Raw genomic sequence first — 21,358 nt, 5'->3', positions numbered from 1 at the left:
GATTCGTTACATCAGCAGAGGGGATCATTTTAACTCGTTGATGGCCGGAGCGACTGGCGGAAAAATACGAGAGCACCGATCCCCATCCATACATACAGGCCAGCCATTGCATAGGAAGGCAGAAAGGCCCCCATTGTTAGGCCAAGACTACCCAGTAGAGCGGCCGCGTTATAACTCATGCCGTCTGCAGCCATATAGGCAGCACGGTCGGATTCAGGAATCATGCCAGCAAGCATGACATGACGGACAGGCGCATACATGAGCTCACCAATGGTTAGCAGTACAGCGGATGTAATAAGCAGCCAGGCCCAATTGCTGAAAGCGAGCACGGCAAAACCAGTAGTGTACAGACACATGCCAACGGTCATGATAAATCTGGATTGGAAACGCCCTATCCATTTGGAGAATGGAATGGCCATGATTACGACGAGTACAGTGTTAATCGCCATGATCAGACTGAACATCTGCAGACCTGAGATATCCCAATGGAACAGTTGGGCGTTGAATTCACTTTTGAGACGAACGGCGATGTAGTTATCCATTTGGAATTCCAGAGAGACAGCCAGCACTGTTGCGGTGAAAAAAATCATAAAACGTTTATCTCTAAATACACCGACGTAAGTTTTCAATATATTCCTATTTATCGGGGCATCAAGGTGCTTAGAGTGTTTTTTATTCATTGTTTCATGAATGTAGAACAAGAGAATAAATAGTGTTACTAGGCTCTCCATGCATACCAGACTGAACAAAATGAAGCGGAAGGACTCGAATAATAACCCGCCCATCAGCGCACCAATCGTAATGGCAACGTTGGTGGTCCAATATTGCAACCCGTAGACATACTGACGTTCATGTTCACTGCTCACGTCTACAATCATGGCATTGGCAATGGGTCCGGTGATACCCGAACTAATGCTGCTGAGCAGAAACATGGCACAAGTTAAAGGAACGGAGTTCATCCATGGGGAGTTGGCGGCAGCCAGCCAGAACAAGGCGAATACCTGCAGCAGTTGGGCGATGACCATCAGTTTCTTGCGCCCCACTCGGTCAGACCAGTAACCTGCGCCCAAGCCAACGATCATGGAGACCACAATATTAACGGTTAACAGCATACCTGCCCAGCCTTCACCAATCTGCACACTCAGATAAATCGCCATAAAAGGAATAATGGATTTCTGAGTTAGATCTGTAAAAAAATCAGTAATGATACGAATCTTGATGTTGCGATGCAAATCAGTATATTTCATGTGCAGTTCTCTTCCTTCCCACTGGTGTTGTCGATGTACCTGAGTATAATGGAGGAAAACCTGAAGAAAAACTGTAGAAGCGTACGGATCAATTTCGTATTTTAATCAGGGGAAGGAAAGCAGGGATGGTTGTGGAGGTCATGGATCATTATATTCAGCTTCGCATGGTCTTTTCGAATGTAGGCGAAGAGGAAGAAATACATACAACAATTGGTGAACTGGCGAATCATTTATGTTGTACGATGCGCAATATGAATCTGATTATGAACAAATTTATGGATCATGGCTGGATCAGATGGAGCCCACAACGCGGCAGAGGGAAGACATCGGTGCTCGTTTTTTGCCATCCTCTTTTACAGGCTGTTCAGGAACGATTCGACCGACTGTTGCAAGGCAACAAGCTGGAAGAGGCCTATGCGCTGGCTTCGGCAATGCCGTTCTCGATGCAAGAATTATTGATGCAAGGATTGCAGGGACAGTTCGGTCTACGTTCCGATCACGGCGTTCGAGGAAGAGTTGATACGCTGCGAATTCCACAGGAGACTGCCTTTGAGACATTGGACCCGACCCGGGCTTACATGTGGGGAGAAGTTGGGATTGTTGCGCAGGTATTTGATCGCTTGGTACTGTACAACGCTGAACGCCAAGTCTGTGAACCAAGCCTTGCCGTTGCATGGGAGAGCAACCCTGAGGGAACAGAGTGGACCTTTTATTTGCATAAAGGCATACTCTTTCACCATGGCAGGATTCTTGATGCAGAGGACGTAAGATATACGTTTGAACGGATTATTTCCGATGAGGAGAACCCTTGCAGGTCACTGTTTGGCTCCATTCATCGCATAGAGACGTTCGACGAGCTAACGGTGCGCTTTGTGTTGCTGTTTCCCAACTTTATGTTCCCGGATATGATGAGCAGCATGAATGCATCCATTTTGCCCCGTGATGTGGAGCTTGACCCGATGCATCCGATGGGTACGGGTCCTTACCGATTGGCACGCAATCATCCCAAGCTGCTTGTGCTGGAGGTGTTTCCTTCCTATTTCAGAGGACGGGCGTTTATTGATCGGGTTGAAATATGGCAGCTTCCCCAGACGGGTCTAGTGGAGTCGGCGATCAAACAGGATTTATTTCCAGACGGACAGGCTCGCTCGATTCAGCATCAGGTTCAGGGCGGGGTGTATATGACATTTAATATGCGAAAAGAAGGCCCACAGCAGGATGTATACTTTCGTCAGGGTGTTCAGCAACTGATGGATCCACAGGAGATGATGGGGGCATTGGCACGCAGAGATGTACAGGCTGCATATAGCCTGGTCCGGGACAAGTCCGAGGAAAAGCAGATGCTTGAACGAATAGAATCGAAGCCAACAGCCCTCTCTGCTGACTCATCTCTCGTAAGAGCTTCCAAGCTGTTACAACGCAGCTGCTACGCAGGCCAGATCATAAAGGTATGGGTAGAGGAAGGCGAGAAAATGGAAGCAGACATGGCCTGGTTCGCAAAGCGTTGTGCGCTTATTGGACTGAAAGTGAGCGTGACGCCAGGTAATCCGGTAAATGCCGTATACCATGATGAATTTGCCGCTTATGATGTGATTTACACGGGTGAAGTGTTCGATGAGCATGTGACGCTGAGTCTACTAACGATGTATACGTTTCAGAATACGCTGTTTCTTATGGCTATGGATGACGAGCGAAAAAGGGAGCTGGAACGCGAATGCAGACACGTCGTTAGGATTCAGGATAGTGCGGAGCGATTGCGTACGCTAATGACGTTGGAAGACCGGCTCATTCAAGAGGCTCTGCTCCTGCCTACATACAGTTTTAGGGAAGAGCATGCACACCACGTTTCGCTTCAGGATTATCGTGTCGTAGCATACGGTATGCCTGATCTGCGTCGATTGTGGGTGAAGAGGAGTTCAAATACAGTAGAAGATACTGCGAGTTATCCGGCGTATATCCCATTGTGGTAAAGAGTGTAATTACTACAATGGGATGGGCCGGTGGGGGATGCTTTTATACTGAAGGTGTCTTTACAAATTCAATGGGATTCGTACCAGGTTCGAACAGCAGCGGAATGGATAGAGAGCTTATGGTGTCCTCTTCATCCGTCTTAAACGTAAAAGTGATTTTCAAGCCAAACAGGACAAGCTCTACGGAAAACGTATCTTTTCCAGTGTATTCCATAGGCATTTCAATGGCATTTAATGTGGCCTGTAACCCGTCGTTCGTCTGTTGAATAACGATCTCTCCGTAACCTGGATGGGTATAACTTCCCGCATACGCATGGATAGGACGATCATGGGGATGCACCTGAGTTTCCACTGGTTTTTCCTCAACAGAAGTTTTTGACGTCGTTGGTGTTTCGATGGTGTCTGTTGCTGCTTCGGAATCAGTTGAATCTCCAGTCACTAATTTGGCTAATCTCCCACTCCAATCTACAGGTTCCAATTCAAGCAAACGATCAATAACGTTAAAAGAAATCGTGTAGGGAAGAATGCTCCCATTAGTATTGCAAAGAACTACAACACCGATCTGTTCCCCTGGTAAAAAGGCGACCTGTGAAGCGAATCCATCGATTGCCCCGCCGTGGTGGATCATGGCGTGTCCGCGATAAGAATCTATCATCCAGCCTAGGCCGTACGTGCTAAGAGGCAGTTCTTTGCTGTGAAATGGTGAATCACAAACCATTTGCGGGCTGTGTAGAACAGCCAACTGTTCTTTGGAAATCAGTTGTTTCCCACCCTGTTGCCCCTGATTCAATTGAAATTGCACCCAGGCAATCATATCCACCAGATTGCTGTTAATAGAGCCAGCAGGCCCCACGGCATCTATTTTCCGAAAAGGTATCCGCGTGCTCTCACCGTTTTGATCTATATAAGGGAAGGCGAAGTCAGGTTGATTCTGCATCTCATCAACAGAGAAGACGCTTGAATTCATCCCGAGTGGGTTAAACAGGGACTCCTGGACGACATTCTCCCATGAAGTTCCTTTAAGTTGACCCACCAGATAACCAGCCGCCATATACATCAGGTTCTGATATTGCCATTTGTTCCGAAAGTCCTCATTAGGCTCCAGATACTGAAGCGCGTTTACGAGTTCTTCTCTGCTCCGTGATGAGTTGTACCATACCATCTCATGCCTTGGAAGACCGGAGCGATGACAGAGCATATCGCGGATGGTCAGGCGTTCTGTGGCTACGGGATCGAACATTTTGAAGTCTTTCAAATAGGTCCTAACAGGTGTGTCCCACTTCAGCATGTCCTGATCGACGAGCAGGGCAGCGGTTGATGCTGTGAAGGCTTTGGTACTTGAACCGATCGCGAATAAGGTATGGGGTGTGACTTCGAGCTTGGACTCCAGATCGCGATAACCGTATCCTTTTTGCAAAATGACTTCATCCCTGTGAATAATCGCTACCGCCACACCTACTCCTTTCCAGCGTTGAAGCTGCTCTTCCACAAAATCATCCAATCCATTCAGCAATGAGTGAAGATAGGTTGTGTTCATTATTTTCCTCCAATTTAAAATAGAGTTGTACATCAATTCAGCTACATAATAGTGTTATGTAATTACATTGGTTGGGTTGTTATCTGTATTTACTATGAAGAATCTGGTTGGATTTTACATCCTACCCGAGACTGATTTTGTTACCAGATAGGGTATTGTGGCAATGCACGATGGAATGCTTGTCAAACTAGTCCGCATATATCGAACAAGTCCCTCATAACATGTACTAATCAAGTAGGGGTTCTGCTGTACGCACAATCCTGAAGTGAAAACATGTGCTAAAGGGGATGATGTCATGCGCCGAATATCATGGATGCTTGCCATGGTATTGGTCTTATCGACCTTACTTGCCGCCTGCGGGAAGAAGGATGCGGCAGCCGTGGTCAAAGATCTGAACGAAGTCGTAGGAGAAATGGAAAGTTATCAGGGGGCAGGCGTTATGACGCTGCATACCGGAGATACGCCGCAGCAGTACAAGGTCGAGGTATGGCATCAAAAGCCTTCGTATTATCGTATCGCGTTAACGAATGCCAAAAAGGATGTAACACAAATTGTACTGCGCAATGATGAGGGCGTATTTGTCCTGACACCGAGTCAGAACAAAAGCTTCCGTTTCCAGAGTAACTGGCCGGATAACCAAGGCCAGGTATACCTCTACGAGACACTGATCCGCAGCATAACAGGTGATTCGACCCGCCAGTTTGCCGATGAGAAGGAAAGCTATGTATTCGATGTAGCTGCCAACTACAATACACATGCATTGGTCAGACAGAAAATATGGTTGAACAAAAGCGATTACGCACCGAAACAGGTAGAAGTGTCCGATTCGAATGCCAATGTGGTGGTCGATGTGAAGTTCGATAGCTTCAAATTTGGTACCGAATTTGAGAAAGACGCGTTTGACATGCAGCGTAATATGACTGCTGCTACTGAAAATGGTGGCAAGGCTGGTACTGACTCAGGCGCGGCTCCTGCTGGGGACGGTAAAGAGACTACCAAACCTCAAGCTGCTACAGAGGAAGGTTCTGCATCGAATCCAAGCGGAACCGTTAGTGATGGACAGACGGGTGTGAGTGATAACGCCGAACAGCAAGGTTCAGAAGATCCAGCCAGCGGGCAAGGAACGGAAGAACCAACATCAGCCGAGCCGGAAGGTACAGACAGCTTCGGGGTTATTCAGCCAACCTATGCACCGGAAGGCGTCAAATTGAAAGACGATCAGATCGTGGAAGGGTCAGGAGACTATTCGGTTATGCTTCGTTACGAAGGAACTTATAATTACACGATCTTTGAGGCGCGGCCGCAGGACAGAGCCGTATCCCTTGCGCCGTCCCGAGTTGTGGATCTTGGATTCACCCTGGGAATGATCAGCGGAGATGCTTTACAGACACTCACTTGGATGACAGATGGAGTGGAGTACAGGATTACAAGCGCAGATTTGCCAGAAAACGAGATGATACAGATTGCGACCTCCATGCAGGAAGAGTCAGGGAAATGATTTGGAAAGTATAGTCGTCCTAACATAAGGAATGCTAAGAAGCATCGGAGATATTCTCCGGTGCTTTGCTGCATATACAGGTCATCTTTCCTGTTTTATTGCAGTGATTCGCAAGATATGATTTCAGTTGAAGCTATGTGTATCAACAGCCAATGATCCGGCGTAAGATAAGAAAGGATTAGGTCCAGTGTACTCAATAATGCAAAACACGCTTCTACGCGGGAGGAACCGGGTAAATAATACGATATAAGCAGATGAGTTACGTTATGGAGAGACAAATATCTCATTCATGGTCTGGCTTATAGGTCTTATTCCGCGTTTGCTCCCGGCTCCGGGATAGCGCTCCTGTATGTGTTTTGGACTGCAGATCTTCCGTTCATTTGACAGTCACATGCTTGAGCATTACGATGGAGTCTGACGTGAGCCGGATTAAGATGATTAGAGAAGGTGACTTAACGTGCAAGAACAATATCGGCCGACCCAAGCGGAAATCAATTTGGATCATTTGTGCAACAACGTAGACGCTTTCCGCGAAGCATTGCCGCAAGGCATGAAGCTGCTCGCTTGTGTGAAGGCAAATGCCTATGGGCATGGAGCAGTGGAGACGGCCAGAGAACTGGAACGAGTTGGCGTGGATTACTTAAGTGTGGCTTTTCTTGACGAAGCGCTTGAATTGCGACAACACGGAATTACCCTTCCGATTCTGGTATTGGGTTACACGCCGCCAGAAGGCATCGCTGAAGCCTGGAAACATGATGTAACCATAACGCTGTTCAGTAGGGAAGTACTCGAAGCCATTCAACATCTGGAGACGGGCACATCCTCTCGTAAGCTAAAGGTTCACATCAAAATCGACAGCGGTATGGGCAGGCTTGGCCTGTTGCCAGGCGACGAGGCACTTGCTTTCATTCTGGAAGCAGCCAAGCTGAAGCAGGTGATCCTGGAAGGCATGTTTACCCATTTTGCCAAAGCGGATGAAAAAGACAAGACCTATACACTGGAGCAGTATCGACGGTTCCGAAGTGTGGTTGATGCACTGCGGGATCAGGGATGTGTCATCCCGATTATACATACGGCGAACAGCGCTGCCGCCATTGATACGCCGGAATTGTCCTACGATATGGTGCGTGTGGGAATCAGTCTTTACGGACTCTATCCTACCGCAGAGGTGAATCATCAGGTGGTGAAGCTGTCCCCGGTATTGACACTGAAGACGAAGGCGGTTCTTGTCAAAACGCTGCCTCCTCATTGGGGTGTAAGCTACGGAACCCATTATGTAACACAAGGGAATGAACGAATAGCGACCCTGCCTATCGGCTATGCAGACGGATTTTCAAGAATGCTGTCAGGTAAAGCACAAGTACTTGTGCGCGGCCGCCGTGTTCCCGTCGTCGGTACGATCTGCATGGATCAGTGTATGGTGTCGCTAGAATCTTTTGCAGCAGAAGCAGAAGAAATTCAAGTCGGCGAAGAGGTTGTTCTCATCGGTCACCAATCGGGTGCAGTCATAACTGCAGACGAGGTGGCATCTCAGCTCGGTACAATTCACTACGAAGTGATCTGCATGATGGCGCACCGAATTCCGCGGGTTTATACCCGTCATGGAGCAGTAGTCGCCAGAATCAACCCTCTTTTGACATCCTGATGGCTTGACTGGACGCTATTTCCAATAAACTTTTTTTCAGAACAGAAGGAAAACTGTCGGAGCATCTCGAATTATGAATGATGACTGGGATGAAAAATCCTGAAAAGAGATGTTTGGTCTGTACGAATATTGTTCCCCGTGTTTATAATGGAGTACAGCATACTTGATATACTCGGGGCATATATATTCCTTTGTATAAAAGTTCTGGAAAAACGTAATACTGGTTCACAATGGCGAAAGGTTTGTGGGGGTGGAAGAAAGGTGGCCAACTTGCAGAACACCAAGCGGATCATGATCAGTTTGCCTGATTATCTTTTGCAAGAAGTGGATGGCATCGTAGCGCTGGAGAATTCCAACCGCAGCGAATTGATTAGGCAGGCCATGAAGCTGTATTTGACGGAGCGTAAGAAACGTTACATCCGTGAGTCGATGCAGCGAGGGTACATGGAGATGGCGAAGATTAACCTCACCATGGCATCCGAGGCCTTTCACGCGGAGGAAGATGCGGACAGCACTCTGGACCGCTTAGTTAGCGGGGTGTAGACATTGATCGTAAAACGCGGTGACGTTTTTTTTGCGGATCTTTCTCCCGTTGTCGGTTCCGAGCAAGGTGGAGTCAGGCCGGTTCTGGTCATCCAGAATGACATCGGCAACCGGTTTAGTCCTACTTGTATTGTGGCGGCGATCACCGCCCAGATCCAAAAGGCAAAGCTGCCGACGCATGTGGAGATTGATGCGGCGGCACACGGCTTTGACCGGGACTCGGTTATTTTGCTCGAACAAATACGGACGATTGATAAGCAGAGGCTGACCGACAAGATTACCCATCTGGACGAGGAGACCATGAAACTGGTCAACGAAGCCTTACAGATCAGCCTAGGTTTAATCGATTTTTAAGGCACCAGGCAGTTGTTTCTTTGTTCTGCTGCCGTGCCATCCGTAGACAATGGATGTTCCTTGCAGGAACACACAATTTCAGACAGCAATCAGAAGAGCGTACAACAGCCTAACGGCCGGGGTGCGCTCTTTTGATTAAAGCTTCATGAAAGCGTAGAACATTGTGAAGCTTTTCGTTATAATGATACCGAGAAACCGTTTACGTCAATCGACATATATAGAGGTGGAGGAGACATATGAGCATTTATATTGATCAGGAGAAGCTTCAATTTCATCTACAGACTCAAAAGGCAAGCTATGTATTTCAGGTTCTGCCTTCGGGATATTTGGTACATTTATATTATGGCAAAAGGCTGCGTGATACCGATCTAAGCTGGCTTCATGTGCGTACAGAGCGTGCCTCGTTCAGCCCAAATCCGGTGCCGGAAGATCGGACGATCTCCTTCGACACATTGGCTCAAGAATTGCCCGTTTACGGTACAAGTGATTTCCGTAATCCGGCAATCCAATTGGAGCTTGAGAATGGTTCAACCGTTTCGGAGTTTACGTATACAGGCCATCGACTGATCAAAGGAAAGGCAGCGCTTACCGGACTGCCTGCAACTTATGTTGAATCTGACGATGAAGCCGAGACACTCATCGTTGAATTGGAGGACCGTGTTGCAGGAATCAGGATTGAACTTAGCTACACGGCCTTTACGGCCTTTAATGCGATTACGCGTTCCATGCGTATCATTAATGAGAGCGCTACGTCGGTGAATATTGCACGTGCGCTCAGCTCTTCTGTTGATTTCCCGCATGCCGATTACGAATTGCTGCAACTGTCAGGAGCATGGACGCGTGAACGGGACATCGTTCGCAGACCACTTGCTTCCGGCCTTCAAGGCATCGAGAGCCGTCGGGGTTCAAGCAGTCACCAGCAGAACCCGTTCATTGCCCTGATGACACCAGGTACAGACGAGGATCAGGGTGAAGTCTACGGGTTCAGCCTTGTATATAGCGGCAGCTTCACAGCACAGGCGGAGGTGGATCAGTTCCACACCACGCGTGTATCGCTGGGAATCAATCCGTTTGAGTTCAGCTGGAAGCTGGATTCGCAGGAGTCATTCCAGACGCCTGAGACGGTCATGGTGTACTCGGATGCGGGTCTCGATGGCATGTCTCAGTCGTATCATAAACTGTATCGGGAGCGCCTTGCACGGGGCAAGTTCCGCAATGCAGAGCGTCCGGTTCTGGTCAACAACTGGGAAGCGACCTATTTCGGCTTCAATGCAGATAAGATTGAGCAGATCGCCCAGGCAGGCAAAAAGCTTGGTATTGAACTGTTCGTACTGGATGACGGATGGTTTGGACATCGGGATAGCGATAACTCGTCACTCGGTGACTGGATTGTGGACAAGAACAAACTGCCTCAAGGGCTGGATGATTTGGCAAATCGGGTGACCAGTCTGGACATGCAGTTCGGACTATGGTTCGAACCTGAGATGATTTCGCCTGACAGCGACTTGTACCGTGCTCATCCGGACTGGTGTCTGCATGTGCCGGATCGCCGCCGCACGGAAGGGCGCCAACAATTGGTACTCGATTTCTCCCGTCAGGATGTGCGTGATGAGATTGTACGCATGCTAAGCGATGTGCTTGGATCTGCGCCAATCACTTATGTGAAATGGGACATGAACCGGAATATGACGGAAGTGGGCTCTGCATTGCTGCCGGCAGACAGACAGCGTGAGACTGCGCATCGTTATATGCTTGGATTATACGGAGTCATGGAACGTATTACTTCAGCGTTCCCGAATATCCTGTTCGAGAGCTGTTCAGGTGGTGGCGGCCGTTTTGATCCAGGTATGCTGTATTACATGCCGCAAACGTGGACCAGCGATAATACGGACGCAATATCCCGTCTGCGTATTCAATATGGTACAAGCCTGGTGTATCCGGTAAGCTCAATGGGGTCGCATATCTCTGCTGTTCCTAATCACCAGGTCAACCGAATTACTTCACTGGAAATTCGTGGACATGTCGCTATGTCCGGTAACTTTGGATACGAGTTGGATTTGACTCGTTTCACAGAGGAAGAGAATGCCATTGTGAAGGCGCAGGTTGAGCTGTACAAAGAAATTCGGGGAACCATCCAATACGGAACGTTCCGCCGCTTGCTAAGTCCGTTTGAGGGAAATGAAACGGCATGGATGTTTATTTCACCAGATGGCAGCGAAGCCGTTGTATTCTACTTCCGTGTGCTCTCTGAACCGAATGCACCGCTCCAACGTCTGAAGCTGAAGGGCTTGGACCCTAATGCGGATTACCGCCTGAAAGGTGGCTCCGAGACATATACCGGGGATGCACTGATGTATGGTGGGATCTCGGTAGGCCGTGCATCTGGAGACTATCTGAGTGAAATGTTCCGCTTCGAACGGGTATAATAAACTGGCGTGAACGCAGGGTTTATCAGGGGAGACCGGAAGACGTCTGGAGACGTTTTTCGGTCTTTTCTTATGGCTGAGACGTAGGTTTGATACGTAATCTCAATTGTAAGAACTTGTAACCTGGACGAATGCTGGAAATCTGAACGGGATTTTGTGATAATATAGGGGAGAGGAATCTGTATGTATGCAGGTTCGATACTGTGATTACAGCAGCAAAGCTGCCCTGAACAAGCTTCAACTGAACGATTCAGGAAGGAAAGAGGGATTTATTTTGTCTGAACAGGAAACGGTTCTGGAACCCAATGAAGAAACAATAAAGGCAGAACGCCATGAACGAATCATCAAACAGGTAGCCAAGGAACTGTCACTGTCCTTGAAGCAGGTCCGCACCACGTCGGAGCTTCTGGACGAAGGCAATACGATTCCATTTATCGCCCGCTACCGTAAAGAAATGACTGGAGAGCTGGATGAGAACCAGCTGCGGCTCATTGAAGAACGCATCGTATACTTGCGTAATCTGGAAGACCGCAAAGTGGAAGTCATCCGTATTATAGAGGAACAAGGCAAGCTGACCGGAGAATTGAAACAATCCATCACGCAGGCAGTTAAGCTGCAGGAAGTGGAGGACTTGTACCGTCCGTTTCGTCAGAAGCGGAAAACCCGTGCCAGTGTAGCGAAGGAAAAAGGTCTTGAACCACTAGCTGTCTGGATCTGGGGTCAACCGAAGCAAGGTAATGTTATGGAGGAAGCTGCGCGTTATATCAATGCTGAACTTGGGGTAGAAGATGCAGAGATCGCACTTCAGGGAGCCAAAGATATTTTGGCTGAGAATATTGCAGATGATGCTGCTATTCGTGCATGGATTCGTCGTTATACGCTCGATCATGGCATGCTGACTTCGGAAGCGAAGGATGCTGAGCAGGAGTCTGTATATGAGAACTACTATGATTATCGTGAATTAGCCAAAAAAATGCCGCCTCACCGTATTCTCGCCATTAACCGCGGTGAACGTGAAAACATTTTGAAAGTGGGTCTGGACGTGCAGCCTGAACCGGCTCACCGTCATATGGAAGGACAGATCATCAAGGGTGCATCTGCGGTCCAAGACGTATTGCGTGCTGTGATTGAAGATGCTTACAAACGATTGATTGCCCCTTCAATTGAGCGTGAGGTTCGTGCAGAACTGACGGAAAAAGGTGAAAACCAAGCGATATCCGTATTCTCGGCCAATCTTCGCAATCTGCTGCTTCAGCCGCCGATTCATGGCAAACGTGTGCTTGGTGTCGATCCTGCCTATCGTACCGGTTGTAAGCTGGCTGTGGTCGACGATACGGGCAAGCTGTTGGAAGTGGCTGTTACGTACCCAACGCCACCACACAACAAGAAGCGTGAAGCTGCCGAGGTTTTCCATCGGATGATCAAGCAGTACGATATCGGATTGATTGTTATCGGTAATGGTACCGGGTCGCGTGAAACAGAACAGTTTGTTGCCGAGATTATTCAGGAGAACGGGGACGAAAGTCTCGTGTATCTGATCGTCAATGAAGCTGGAGCGAGTGTGTATTCTGCATCCAAGCTGGCTCAGGAAGAATTCCCGGATCTTGACGTTGCTGAGCGGAGTGCTGCTTCAATTGCCCGCCGGGTGCAGGACCCGCTGGCTGAGTTGGTTAAGATCGATCCAAAAGCCATTGGTGTAGGCCAATACCAACATGACGTTTCTCAAAAAATATTGGAAGAAAGCTTGAAGGCTGTTGTGGAATCCGCAGTTAACCATGTGGGCGTGGATGTGAACACGGCTTCGCCTTCACTGCTGTCCTATGTTGCGGGTGTAAATGCCACCATTGCCAAAAATATTGTGAAATACCGCGAAGAGAACGGCCGGTTCACGAATCGTCGCCAGTTGCAGAAGGTGCCGCGTCTGGGGGCCAAAACCTATGAGCAATGCGTAGGCTTTATGCGGATTGCTGAAGGTGAGAACCCGCTGGATCGCACACCGATTCACCCTGAATCGTATAAGGTCGTTGACCAGCTCTTTAAGGAGCTTCAGGTTGCGCTGGACAAGCTGGGCAGCAAGGAACTGTCTGTGCTCCTGTCGGAGCAACAACCGGAACAGCTGGCTGTGAAGCTGGATGTGGGCGTGCCTACACTGCGTGACATTCTGGACAGCTTGCAGCGTCCGGGTCGTGACCCGCGTGAGGAAATGCCGCTACCGATCTTCCGCACGGATGTGCTCAAAATTGAAGATTTGGTGGAGGGCATGGAGCTGCAAGGTACGGTTCGTAACGTAATCGACTTTGGTGCTTTTGTTGACATCGGCATCAAGAGTGACGGACTTGTCCACATCTCACAGCTGAGCAACGGTTACGTTAAACATCCGATGGATGTTGTATCTGTGGGGGATAATGTAACGGTTTGGGTGATGAACGTGGATACCAAAAAAGGCCGTGTCGGCCTCACGATGAAAAAACCTGCTTCTTCTAAGCAGTCTTCCTAATCCAGGCACAATGATTGGAGAACAGCCTTCCCTGTAACGGGAAGGCTGTTTGTGTCAGTTATAATAGTACTGTTGCCCGTACTGTATTCTTCGAAGGGATTTTATGAATGAAGTGAGAGCTTGAAGTGGACGGAGAGAGTGGCGTCAGATTCTTAGAGTTCGCTGTCCGCGCTGCGCGGGGTGCCACTTGTCGGTTTGTTTCGGTAAAAGAACCAGCATTCGTTCAGCAGCTTAATCTGTCTGCTGTCCTTTTTGTGAAATGCACGCATCAGTTGATTGCAAAGCCATTGAGGCAAGGGTATCTCCTCCTCTTGCATAATTCATCTGTACGTTAGCATATGTGGCAATAGCCTGGACTGTGCGAATATCCCGTGATGAACACGGAAAATTCAATATATATACGGATATACGAGAGGCGGGGCCCATGAATGTAGGGTTGGAAAAGTGAAAAAAGCGCAACCTCCGCTTTGAGGAGATGCGCTTTTGGTTCCATCCTGCATTATTAATAAGTCCATAAGTACATTAGAGTCATTCCATCTCTTCTTCATACCATTGCTCTAATTGAGCCTGAAGCGCCCGAATTTCAGTGAGCAGGGAAATCAAAGGATATTCGCTCTCTCTTAGTGCTGCAAAGCTTTGTTCAAGCGCATTGATATAATCAAGACCTCCGATGATGGAGAGTTGCTCGTCCAGAAGATCAAGATTGTCACATTCGGCGATTGCCCAAGGCAGAACAGGTACATCTGCTGCGGTAAGTTTGTCAATCTCTTTGTGCAGGCGAAGGTTGAGCGCACTGAGTTGATAAGCGTAATCGGCAGGCATTTCCACAAACTGCAATTGCTGTTCCTGCTGTAGGATGACGTAGCGCATTGTAGGCATAACGAGTAATAATCTCCCCTCATACATTCTACTTGACAGTGTAGCCTACGAAACGGTTAAAATTCAAGTATTATGGCGGAAAAACAAATGGCCCAAGGGGTGTGAAAGGAGGACAAACCGATGGAAAATGAGGAATTGCAGCAATGGATTGAGCAGGTGTCACTCGATCATTTCGGGGTTCCGTTCACTCATGAGGCGCTGTTTAACCGTCGTCTGACCACGACAGGTGGGCGCTATATGCTCAAGAGTCATCGAATAGAGATTAATCCTCATCAGCTCGAAGCCTATGGGCGGGAAGAGGTTGAGAAAATCATCAAGCATGAGCTGTGTCATTATCATCTGCACATTCGTGGACGGGGCTACCAACACCGGGACCCTGAATTCAAGGCCCTGTTGCAGAAGGTGGGCGGCTCGAGGTTCTGTCAGTCCCTTCCGGATGGAAAGGGCAGAAAGCCATTACCGTATCGCTATAAGCTGGTATGCAAAAGCTGTGGCACGGAATATTTGCGTAAACGCAAAGTTGATCCGAAGCGGTACCGCTGTGGTCGATGTGCGGGCAAGTTAGGGATTCATACAATCTAAGGTGAATGGTTTATGGCAGCGCCACTTGTTACCACAGAGCCATGTGTACTGTGCTCGTGGTGACTATTAATAAGAGTATCTAAAGCTTATTAAGAAAGTCACCGGAGGCATGTTGACTTGGAATATTAATCATGATAAATTTAGGTTATTCAAGATTATTATTCCCTGATAGCTCAGTTGGTAGAGCACTCGACTGTTAATCGAGTTGTCACAGGTTCGAGCCCTGTTCGGGGAGCCATTCTTGGAGAGATACCCAAGTGGCTATAAGGGGACCCTCTGCTAAGGGGTTAGACTGCGTAAGCGGTGCGAGGGTTCGAATCCCTCTCTCTCCGTTCTGATTTACTTCTCTGTATAAGGGATGAGAACCCTAAAGGTTCGTCGGAGCATATGCTTCGTAAGCCATACATCGCAGTCTCGAATGAAGTGAGAGTATCCCTCTCTCTCCGTTCTCAATAAAATAAAACGTAATCCCCCTCCCCGGTTACCGACAAAGGTTACTGAGGAGGGGGATTTTTGATGTATCTCATTTTGCCAATGTACACGAAAGAGCGATTGCCGACCTATAGTGAAATGCCGAATACCTCGTACAAACCCTTCTTGCCAGCTTCCGTGACTTCCACCGAACGGCTGCCTGCCTTCTGGCGGGTCCAGTCCAGTTCAGACAAGCGGCGTCCTAGTTCGTCTCCCAGTACTCCGGAGATATGGTGACGACGTTCACTCCAATCCAGACATTTACGAGCCACAGCGCGGCGTGATCCGGCTTTCCCTTCAAGAATAATGCCAAAAGAAGTGAGCCATTGAATCCCTATCTCTGTAATGTGGTAATCCTTGGCCTGCTCTTCCTCAGGTTCTTCGAGATATCCCTCCCGCAATAAAGCTTCACACAACGATATCCCTAACTTTCCAGCTAGATGCCCATAACAGGTTCGAGCAAAGCTTAGATGCTGAAGCTGGTTGGACTGTTTGAGGGATCTCACTTGTACTGGTGCGGCGATACTTCCCATCGTCTCAATCAGAAAAGCAACCTCTTTGCCTGCGAGACGATAGTATCGATGTCGTCCTTGCTGTTCAACAACGAGCAGCCTGCCTTCGACCAGCTTGGCGAGATGACTGCTTGCCGTTTGAGGAGTAACACTCGCCATGTAAGCGAGTTCGCCGGCAGGAAGGGCACGACCATCCAACAAAGCTTCCAAAAAAATAGCACGACTGGGATCTGCAATTAACGACGCAATAACAGAAATATTCGGATATGTATTCATACTTCGATGATACCTTAACTATTGGTGTATTACAATTCAACCATGCAAGAATTACAACCTAACAGATAGAAGGGATGGATTGAAGAGTGGAGGAAGAAGCAATGTATACCAATGATAGAACGCACGAAGAGTTTGAATCGGTGAACCATCGGGATTTGAACAGAGAACTGATGCAGCATGAGGTGATAACTCCAAGTATTTTGTACTATGGCACACCAGTATTGCTGCTGAGCACGTTAAACGAAGATGGAACGACGAACCTGTCTCCGCTTTCTTCATCCTGGGCACTGGGCGACTGCTTGGTACTTGGAGTGGGTATTCAGGGCAAAGCCTTTGAGAACCTGCGTCGTCATCCCGAATGTGTAATTAATCTGCCAGATGCAACCATGTGGGAGCAGGTTGAGCGGTTGGGGCGTTATACCGGAAGATATCCCGTTCCTGAAGAGAAAAGGAAGATGGGGTTTGAGTTTTGCGATGATAAATTTGCCGTCTCTGGACTGACACCCCAAAGTTCAATTCAGGTTGAGCCGGATAAAATAGCGGAATGTCCGCTCCAGATCGAAGCCGCGGTACAGCACATTCGCATTCCCGAACATACGCCTTTTATGGCGATTGTGGAAATAAAAGCGTTGAAGGTACACGCACATACCCGGCTGTTATCAGGTTTGAACAAGATTAACCCCGAGGAATGGAATCCTTTAATTTATAATTTCAGACATTATTATGGACTTGGAGAAAGGCATGGGGAGAGCTTTCGGGCAGAGAAGTGATGTGTGGACTCTAAAATAGCATAGACAATCAGCAAGTAATCCAGAATAGATGAAGTGGGGCCAGTTGGGGCGCCGCTTCTTTCTGTGTATATGAGACTTCATAAAGATTTCATCCAAGTAATCTATACATTCGGCTATTTTATTAGTCAAGGATTGGGTAAATAGTAAAGAAAGAGACATGTAAGCATATACATAAGAGAGGTGATGAGCATGGAAATGGAATACTTAATGCGTGTACTCGTAGCTGGCATATGCGGCGTGTTGATCGGATATGAGCGCAAGAACCGAATGAAGGAAGCGGGTATACGTACTCACTTTGTTGTTGCGGTGGGTGCAGCGTTGATGATGATTGTATCCAAGTATGGCTTTCAGGATCAGGCAAGCTGGGCCAATCTCTCGCTTGACCCATCCAGGATTGCCGCCCAGGTGGTCAGTGGAGTCGGCTTCATTGGAGCCGGAATGATCTTCACACAACGCCACACGGTCCGAGGATTGACAACAGCGGCGGGAATCTGGGCGACTGCAGGAATGGGACTGGCTGTGGGTTCGGGATTGTATTGGACAGGTGCGGGGGTGACGCTGCTTATTGTTCTGGCCCAGATGCTGCTGCATCGGCCGACACGCTGGTTGGTGTCTGCGCGAACAGAGACGTTGACTATTCGACTGCTAAAGGAAGGGGACACCCTCAAAACCGTTTTGGCTTTGCTGGGACAGGAGAAAATCTCGGTGGTCGGATTCAAAACAGAACAGCAAATAAGCACAGACTCCGGGGAGGAGACTGTACTTGAATTCACTCTGCAACTGCCTGGATCATATCGGGCAGAGCAATTAATTATTTTATTGCAGGATGTGCCTCACGTTCGATCCGTTGATATGAGGTGAGCCCGGGCTATCACCAAGCTATCTCTAGGTCGCTAGATCGCAATGCCGAGCTATAACGACAATCAATTACTGACTGCCTTCAATGACGGTCTCTGGCCGGGAAACGGGCTTGCCTTCAAGAACACACTGAATGGCATGTGCGACACCATGCTCCACATTGGTCAAAGAGATAGCCTTGGCAATCGCCTTAATCTCCGGTTCAGCATTGCCCATGGCAATACCGAGTCCTGCCATTTTGAGCATGGATACATCGTTGAAGTTATCACCAATGGCTGCTGTATCTTCCATGGAGATGTTCAGATGGGCTGCCAGTTTGCTTAAGGCGTTACCTTTGGATACATCAGGATGCTGCATTTCGAAGTTGTGTTCAGAGGACACCACCATGGCTACATCTGAGCGAGAGGTAAAGTATTCGCGTCCCTGCTGTAATTGAGCCGGATCCAATGAAAAGGCCATAATATTGTAAATGTAAGCTTCGGAAGGGATTTCCTGATGGGAGTTTACGCGGTGATAGTCTTTCTTGTCATAGTGCTTCTTAACAGCTCGAATAAGGCGTTCAATATCCTCACCGGGACTTGAGCCAAGGATACGATCCATTTCAGCGAGCATCGCCTCATGGCTGCTGATAGGGGCATAAATCCCCTGTTGTGTGGAGGCCTCGTAGTAGCAATGGTGATCCTCCAGCCACTGCATGACGGAGGCGGCCGTCTCACGCTCAAGTGGAAGATGGAATAGACGTTCACCGTTGGCATCATGGATGGTAGCTCCGTTGGAGCCGATGACTGGCGTGTTAATTCCGCCTTCGCTGCTTATCGTTAATACGTCGGAATAGACCCGTCCTGTAGCAATCGTAATCTTCAATCCTTCTTGTTGCGCTTTATGGATTGCAGCTGCATTTTCCGGGCTGATCTGACTGTCTCTGTTCAATAGTGTTCCATCTAGATCGGTAGCAAATAATTTCATATGTTACAACTCCTTTTCAATTGTGGGTTCGGGAATGAGAATCTCGACTTGCTGTTCGGCTAGAAAAGTCCGCCATTCTTGGGAAGGCCATTGATCTGTAATTAACATGTTAACGAGTGACCAGTCCGCAAAACGATAACCATAACGCCTATCAAACTTGGAATGGTCAGCGAGTACAATAACCTGTTTCGCAGCCTGCATCATTTTGTGCTTGATCTTTCCTTCTTCTTCAGAGGCACTGAAGCCGTCCATCGTAATTCCGCCAATGCCGATAAAGGCTTTGTCTACATAATAATGGGAAAGAGTTTCAATCACTGAAGTACCATAGACGTAACGTTGTTCCTTATCGACTTTGCCGCCCAGCAAACGAATCTCGACAGCGGTATGATTGGAGAGAAGTTCAGCTGAATAAATGGAATTGGTGATGACGGTACAGGATTTGCCGTTTAGATTTTCGGCACAGGTCTGCACTGTAGTGGAAGAATCCAGAATAATGTGTTCGCCTTGGCGGACGATAGCAGCGGCTAGCTTGCCAATAGCTCTTTTTTCATCGGAAATGTGGAGCAGACGATCTTTATAGGATCGGTGCTCGTCTGGTGGAACGGGGAGAATTGCACCGCCGCGTGTTCGGATAATGGCATCCTGTTCTTCAAGCTTGATCAGATCCCTTCGTGCTGTGTCCCGGGAAACGTCAAAGAGGGATACAATATCATCAGCCGAGATGCGATTGTGTTTACGCAAATGTTCAATAATTAGCTGCATTCGTTCTTCCTGAAACAAACGTGCCGCCTCCTTATACGTAGCTGACCGTGTATATAACTGATAAGTTAATTATAAGTACTAATAATGAGATTTGCAATATTATAAGTGAATGTAAGTGTATTTAAGTTTTTTGATGCTGATTTTACAAATTGCGAGGATGACGGTGATAAATTTGTGAAAGACATTTCAGGCGTGAACACGCTCTTGACCTCATGAAGAAGGAGGGGAACAGGGGTGCATAAAAAAAATGAAAAAAAGTGTTGCACATTTAAGTTGGCCTATGATATACTCATTCTTGTCGCCAAGAAAGACAACTTGTTTACAAGGCCCGTTGGTCAAGGGGTTAAGACACCTCCCTTTCACGGAGGTAACAGGGGTTCGAATCCCCTACGGGTCATTATCTTCACCACCTCAGGGGTGCACAATCCTGACGAGGTATCCTCAAAAAGTCATAGCTCCTGAACAAAAGAGTTACGTATGGCACATCCGGTGAAGTTACAGCAAGAGCCATTAGCTCAGTTGGTAGAGCACCTGACTTTTAATCAGGGTGTCGAAGGTTCGAGCCCTTCATGGCTCACCATTTTTACAATTGAATATGCGGTCGTGGTGGAATGGCAGACACGCTATCTTGAGGGGGTAGTGGGTGTATACCCGTGGAGGTTCGAGTCCTCTCGACCGCATCACAGCAACAAACGGTATAAGATAGGCTCTCGTGATTATTCATGGGAGTCTATCTTTGTGTTATGAGAAATACCAGAACGTATTCCTGGGATGAAAAGGCTGAGCATTCAATAAGGTTGTGGTATAATTTAGGTATATGTATTGATTATTACGGTTGGAAGGCGGTTCTGTATGCAGTCGATCTATGAGCGAATTGAACACCTGATTGCTGAACGAGGAATGACCAAGAAGGCTTTCTGCCAACAGCTGAAGATCAGCACGGGCAATCTGGGTGACTGGAAACGCGGTAAATCTATTCCGAGTACGAATAAACTAATTGAGATTGCTTCGTTTTTTGATGTGAGCCTTGACTGGCTCATGATTGGGCGTCCATCCAAGGAAGCGATGGTACGGGAAAAACGGGAGGATTATTTTTTTGACGTGTTGCGGCAATTGAATTGCCAAGAGAGCGAATTATCGACTGTGGAACAGTCTTTTATCAGTGAATATATTGAATTTACCCGTTATCGTAAATCCAAAGAAAGCAGAGATTCAAACGCTTTTCGTTACAAGGCAGAAGATAATCCTGAGGCAGATGAGTCGGTGTAGCAGCAAGATCGTGTAGTTCTCTACACAAACTCGAATACATTTGGACGTTAGGTCTTCTCGAATGCTTTAGAGCAACAATGTATAGATTAGACTCGAATGGTGATTGGCGGGGAAGACGAGTATCACTGTTTTCTATGCATTCCGCTGAGAGCAGGAGACTGGGATGATAACACGGAGTATTCAGGAATATTGTGGTACAATCGGGTATACGAATTGTCCGGCGATTGGTGGAGACAAGTGGATGTTTTAAATTATTTCGGATGGAAGGCGGTTTA

18 protein-coding genes and 5 tRNA genes are annotated in these 21,358 nt (G+C 47.9%); 16 read left to right on the top strand and 7 right to left on the bottom strand.

Annotation, left to right across the window (positions count from 1 at the left end; all coding sequences use genetic code 11):
- Positions 1-29 precede the first annotated feature (29 nt).
- Positions 30-1,247, bottom strand: a complete 1,218-nt coding sequence (locus tag HW560_RS31575) for an MDR family MFS transporter (protein WP_179265528.1) — start codon at positions 1,245-1,247, stop codon at positions 30-32.
- A gap of 125 nt (positions 1,248-1,372) precedes the next feature.
- Between HW560_RS31575 and HW560_RS31570 the strand changes: the two genes are divergently transcribed.
- Complete coding sequence (locus tag HW560_RS31570; protein ID WP_179265527.1) at positions 1,373-3,217, top strand: ABC transporter substrate-binding protein; 1,845 nt, start codon at positions 1,373-1,375, stop codon at positions 3,215-3,217.
- 43 nt (positions 3,218-3,260) lie between these two features.
- Here the strand turns inward: HW560_RS31570 and HW560_RS31565 are convergent, their stop codons facing one another.
- Complete coding sequence (locus HW560_RS31565) at positions 3,261-4,754, bottom strand: serine hydrolase (RefSeq protein WP_179265526.1); 1,494 nt, start codon at positions 4,752-4,754, stop codon at positions 3,261-3,263.
- A gap of 295 nt (positions 4,755-5,049) precedes the next feature.
- Here HW560_RS31565 and HW560_RS31560 point away from each other — a divergent pair, with 295 nt between their 5' ends.
- The 6 genes from HW560_RS31560 (at position 5,050) to HW560_RS31535 (ending at position 13,717) form a co-directional block, all read left to right on the top strand.
- Positions 5,050-6,252 (top strand): DUF4367 domain-containing protein, encoded by a 1,203-nt coding sequence (locus HW560_RS31560; RefSeq protein ID WP_090894372.1) that lies wholly within the window; start codon positions 5,050-5,052, stop codon positions 6,250-6,252.
- A 457-nt stretch (positions 6,253-6,709) separates the two neighbouring features.
- Complete coding sequence (gene alr / locus HW560_RS31555) at positions 6,710-7,897, top strand: alanine racemase (RefSeq protein ID WP_090894375.1); 1,188 nt, start codon at positions 6,710-6,712, stop codon at positions 7,895-7,897.
- A 261-nt stretch (positions 7,898-8,158) separates the two neighbouring features.
- Entirely contained in the window at positions 8,159-8,440 is a 282-nt protein-coding gene (locus HW560_RS31550) for a CopG family ribbon-helix-helix protein (RefSeq protein ID WP_024630715.1), read from the top strand.
- 3 nt (positions 8,441-8,443) lie between these two features.
- Positions 8,444-8,794, top strand: coding sequence for a type II toxin-antitoxin system PemK/MazF family toxin (locus tag HW560_RS31545; protein WP_024630714.1), 351 nt, complete (start codon positions 8,444-8,446; stop codon positions 8,792-8,794).
- 236 nt (positions 8,795-9,030) lie between these two features.
- The gene (locus HW560_RS31540; RefSeq protein WP_179265525.1) at positions 9,031-11,220 is read left to right on the top strand and encodes an alpha-galactosidase; all 2,190 of its coding nucleotides are present in this window, start codon (positions 9,031-9,033) and stop codon (positions 11,218-11,220) included.
- 274 nt (positions 11,221-11,494) lie between these two features.
- Positions 11,495-13,717 carry a Tex family protein gene (locus HW560_RS31535; RefSeq protein WP_257032113.1) on the top strand — a complete coding sequence of 741 codons (2,223 nt, stop codon included), beginning with the start codon at positions 11,495-11,497 and terminating at the stop codon, positions 13,715-13,717.
- A 152-nt stretch (positions 13,718-13,869) separates the two neighbouring features.
- On the opposite strand, the gene cmpA is transcribed toward HW560_RS31535, so the two are convergent.
- Together cmpA and HW560_RS31525 are read right to left on the bottom strand one after the other, a co-directional pair.
- Positions 13,870-14,013, bottom strand: coding sequence for a cortex morphogenetic protein CmpA (gene cmpA / locus HW560_RS31530; RefSeq protein WP_090808144.1), 144 nt, complete (start codon positions 14,011-14,013; stop codon positions 13,870-13,872).
- 232 nt (positions 14,014-14,245) lie between these two features.
- On the bottom strand, positions 14,246-14,596 hold the full coding sequence (locus tag HW560_RS31525; protein WP_090894378.1) for a hydrolase/acyltransferase: 351 nt from the start codon (positions 14,594-14,596) through the stop codon (positions 14,246-14,248).
- 120 nt (positions 14,597-14,716) lie between these two features.
- Between HW560_RS31525 and HW560_RS31520 the strand changes: the two genes are divergently transcribed.
- The 3 genes from HW560_RS31520 (at position 14,717) to HW560_RS31510 (ending at position 15,510) form a co-directional block, all read left to right on the top strand.
- Positions 14,717-15,178: a SprT family protein gene (locus HW560_RS31520; RefSeq protein ID WP_063564440.1), complete on the top strand. Its 462-nt coding sequence runs from the start codon at positions 14,717-14,719 to the stop codon at positions 15,176-15,178.
- Between the two features lie 162 nt (positions 15,179-15,340).
- A tRNA-Asn gene (locus tag HW560_RS31515) sits at positions 15,341-15,416 on the top strand.
- A 5-nt stretch (positions 15,417-15,421) separates the two neighbouring features.
- A tRNA-Ser gene (locus HW560_RS31510) sits at positions 15,422-15,510 on the top strand.
- A 228-nt stretch (positions 15,511-15,738) separates the two neighbouring features.
- Here the strand turns inward: HW560_RS31510 and HW560_RS31505 are convergent.
- Positions 15,739-16,437, bottom strand: coding sequence for an ArsR/SmtB family transcription factor (locus HW560_RS31505; RefSeq protein WP_179265524.1), 699 nt, complete (start codon positions 16,435-16,437; stop codon positions 15,739-15,741).
- Positions 16,438-16,607: 170 nt separating this feature from the next.
- Between HW560_RS31505 and HW560_RS31500 the strand changes: the two genes are divergently transcribed.
- Both HW560_RS31500 and HW560_RS31495 read left to right on the top strand, forming a co-directional pair.
- Entirely contained in the window at positions 16,608-17,207 is a 600-nt protein-coding gene (locus HW560_RS31500) for a flavin reductase family protein (protein WP_179265962.1), read from the top strand.
- 210 nt (positions 17,208-17,417) lie between these two features.
- Entirely contained in the window at positions 17,418-18,089 is a 672-nt protein-coding gene (locus HW560_RS31495) for an MgtC/SapB family protein (RefSeq protein ID WP_179265523.1), read from the top strand.
- 66 nt (positions 18,090-18,155) lie between these two features.
- Here HW560_RS31495 and HW560_RS31490 read toward each other — a convergent pair whose 3' ends face one another.
- Together HW560_RS31490 and HW560_RS31485 are read right to left on the bottom strand one after the other, a co-directional pair.
- Entirely contained in the window at positions 18,156-19,052 is an 897-nt protein-coding gene (locus HW560_RS31490; RefSeq protein ID WP_179265522.1) for an HAD family hydrolase, read from the bottom strand.
- 3 nt (positions 19,053-19,055) lie between these two features.
- Positions 19,056-19,832: a DeoR/GlpR family DNA-binding transcription regulator gene (locus tag HW560_RS31485; RefSeq protein WP_090894388.1), complete on the bottom strand. Its 777-nt coding sequence runs from the start codon at positions 19,830-19,832 to the stop codon at positions 19,056-19,058.
- Positions 19,833-20,139: 307 nt separating this feature from the next.
- Here HW560_RS31485 and HW560_RS31480 point away from each other — a divergent pair.
- From HW560_RS31480 to HW560_RS31465, 4 genes are all read left to right on the top strand, one after another.
- Positions 20,140-20,211 (top strand) — tRNA-Glu (locus tag HW560_RS31480).
- 107 nt (positions 20,212-20,318) lie between these two features.
- Positions 20,319-20,394, top strand: a tRNA-Lys gene (locus HW560_RS31475).
- Positions 20,395-20,411: 17 nt separating this feature from the next.
- A tRNA-Leu gene (locus HW560_RS31470) sits at positions 20,412-20,494 on the top strand.
- A gap of 172 nt (positions 20,495-20,666) precedes the next feature.
- Entirely contained in the window at positions 20,667-21,083 is a 417-nt protein-coding gene (locus tag HW560_RS31465; RefSeq protein ID WP_179265521.1) for a helix-turn-helix domain-containing protein, read from the top strand.
- Positions 21,084-21,358 lie beyond the last annotated feature (275 nt).

This window comes from Paenibacillus sp. E222 (assembly GCF_013401555.1).
Taxonomy (GTDB): Bacteria; Bacillota; Bacilli; order Paenibacillales; family Paenibacillaceae; genus Paenibacillus.
This window is presented reverse-complemented; position numbering and strand designations above follow the sequence as displayed.

What these genes read in the sequence shown, in the direction of transcription:
- HW560_RS31540 (WP_179265525.1), top strand. Translation starts at nt 9,031, where the DNA reads ATGAGCATTTATATTGATCAGGAGAAGCTTCAATTTCATCTACAGACT.
- HW560_RS31490 (WP_179265522.1), bottom strand. Translation starts at nt 19,052, where the DNA reads ATGAAATTATTTGCTACCGATCTAGATGGAACACTATTGAACAGAGAC.
- HW560_RS31565 (WP_179265526.1), bottom strand. Translation starts at nt 4,754, where the DNA reads ATGAACACAACCTATCTTCACTCATTGCTGAATGGATTGGATGATTTT.
- HW560_RS31505 (WP_179265524.1), bottom strand. Translation starts at nt 16,437, where the DNA reads ATGAATACATATCCGAATATTTCTGTTATTGCGTCGTTAATTGCAGAT.
- HW560_RS31500 (WP_179265962.1), top strand. Translation starts at nt 16,608, where the DNA reads ATGCAGCATGAGGTGATAACTCCAAGTATTTTGTACTATGGCACACCA.
- HW560_RS31520 (WP_063564440.1), top strand. Translation starts at nt 14,717, where the DNA reads ATGGAAAATGAGGAATTGCAGCAATGGATTGAGCAGGTGTCACTCGAT.
- HW560_RS31560 (WP_090894372.1), top strand. Translation starts at nt 5,050, where the DNA reads ATGCGCCGAATATCATGGATGCTTGCCATGGTATTGGTCTTATCGACC.
- HW560_RS31570 (WP_179265527.1), top strand. Translation starts at nt 1,373, where the DNA reads ATGGTTGTGGAGGTCATGGATCATTATATTCAGCTTCGCATGGTCTTT.
- HW560_RS31575 (WP_179265528.1), bottom strand. Translation starts at nt 1,247, where the DNA reads ATGAAATATACTGATTTGCATCGCAACATCAAGATTCGTATCATTACT.
- HW560_RS31465 (WP_179265521.1), top strand. Translation starts at nt 20,667, where the DNA reads ATGCAGTCGATCTATGAGCGAATTGAACACCTGATTGCTGAACGAGGA.
- HW560_RS31495 (WP_179265523.1), top strand. Translation starts at nt 17,418, where the DNA reads ATGGAAATGGAATACTTAATGCGTGTACTCGTAGCTGGCATATGCGGC.
- HW560_RS31525 (WP_090894378.1), bottom strand. Translation starts at nt 14,596, where the DNA reads ATGCCTACAATGCGCTACGTCATCCTACAGCAGGAACAGCAATTGCAG.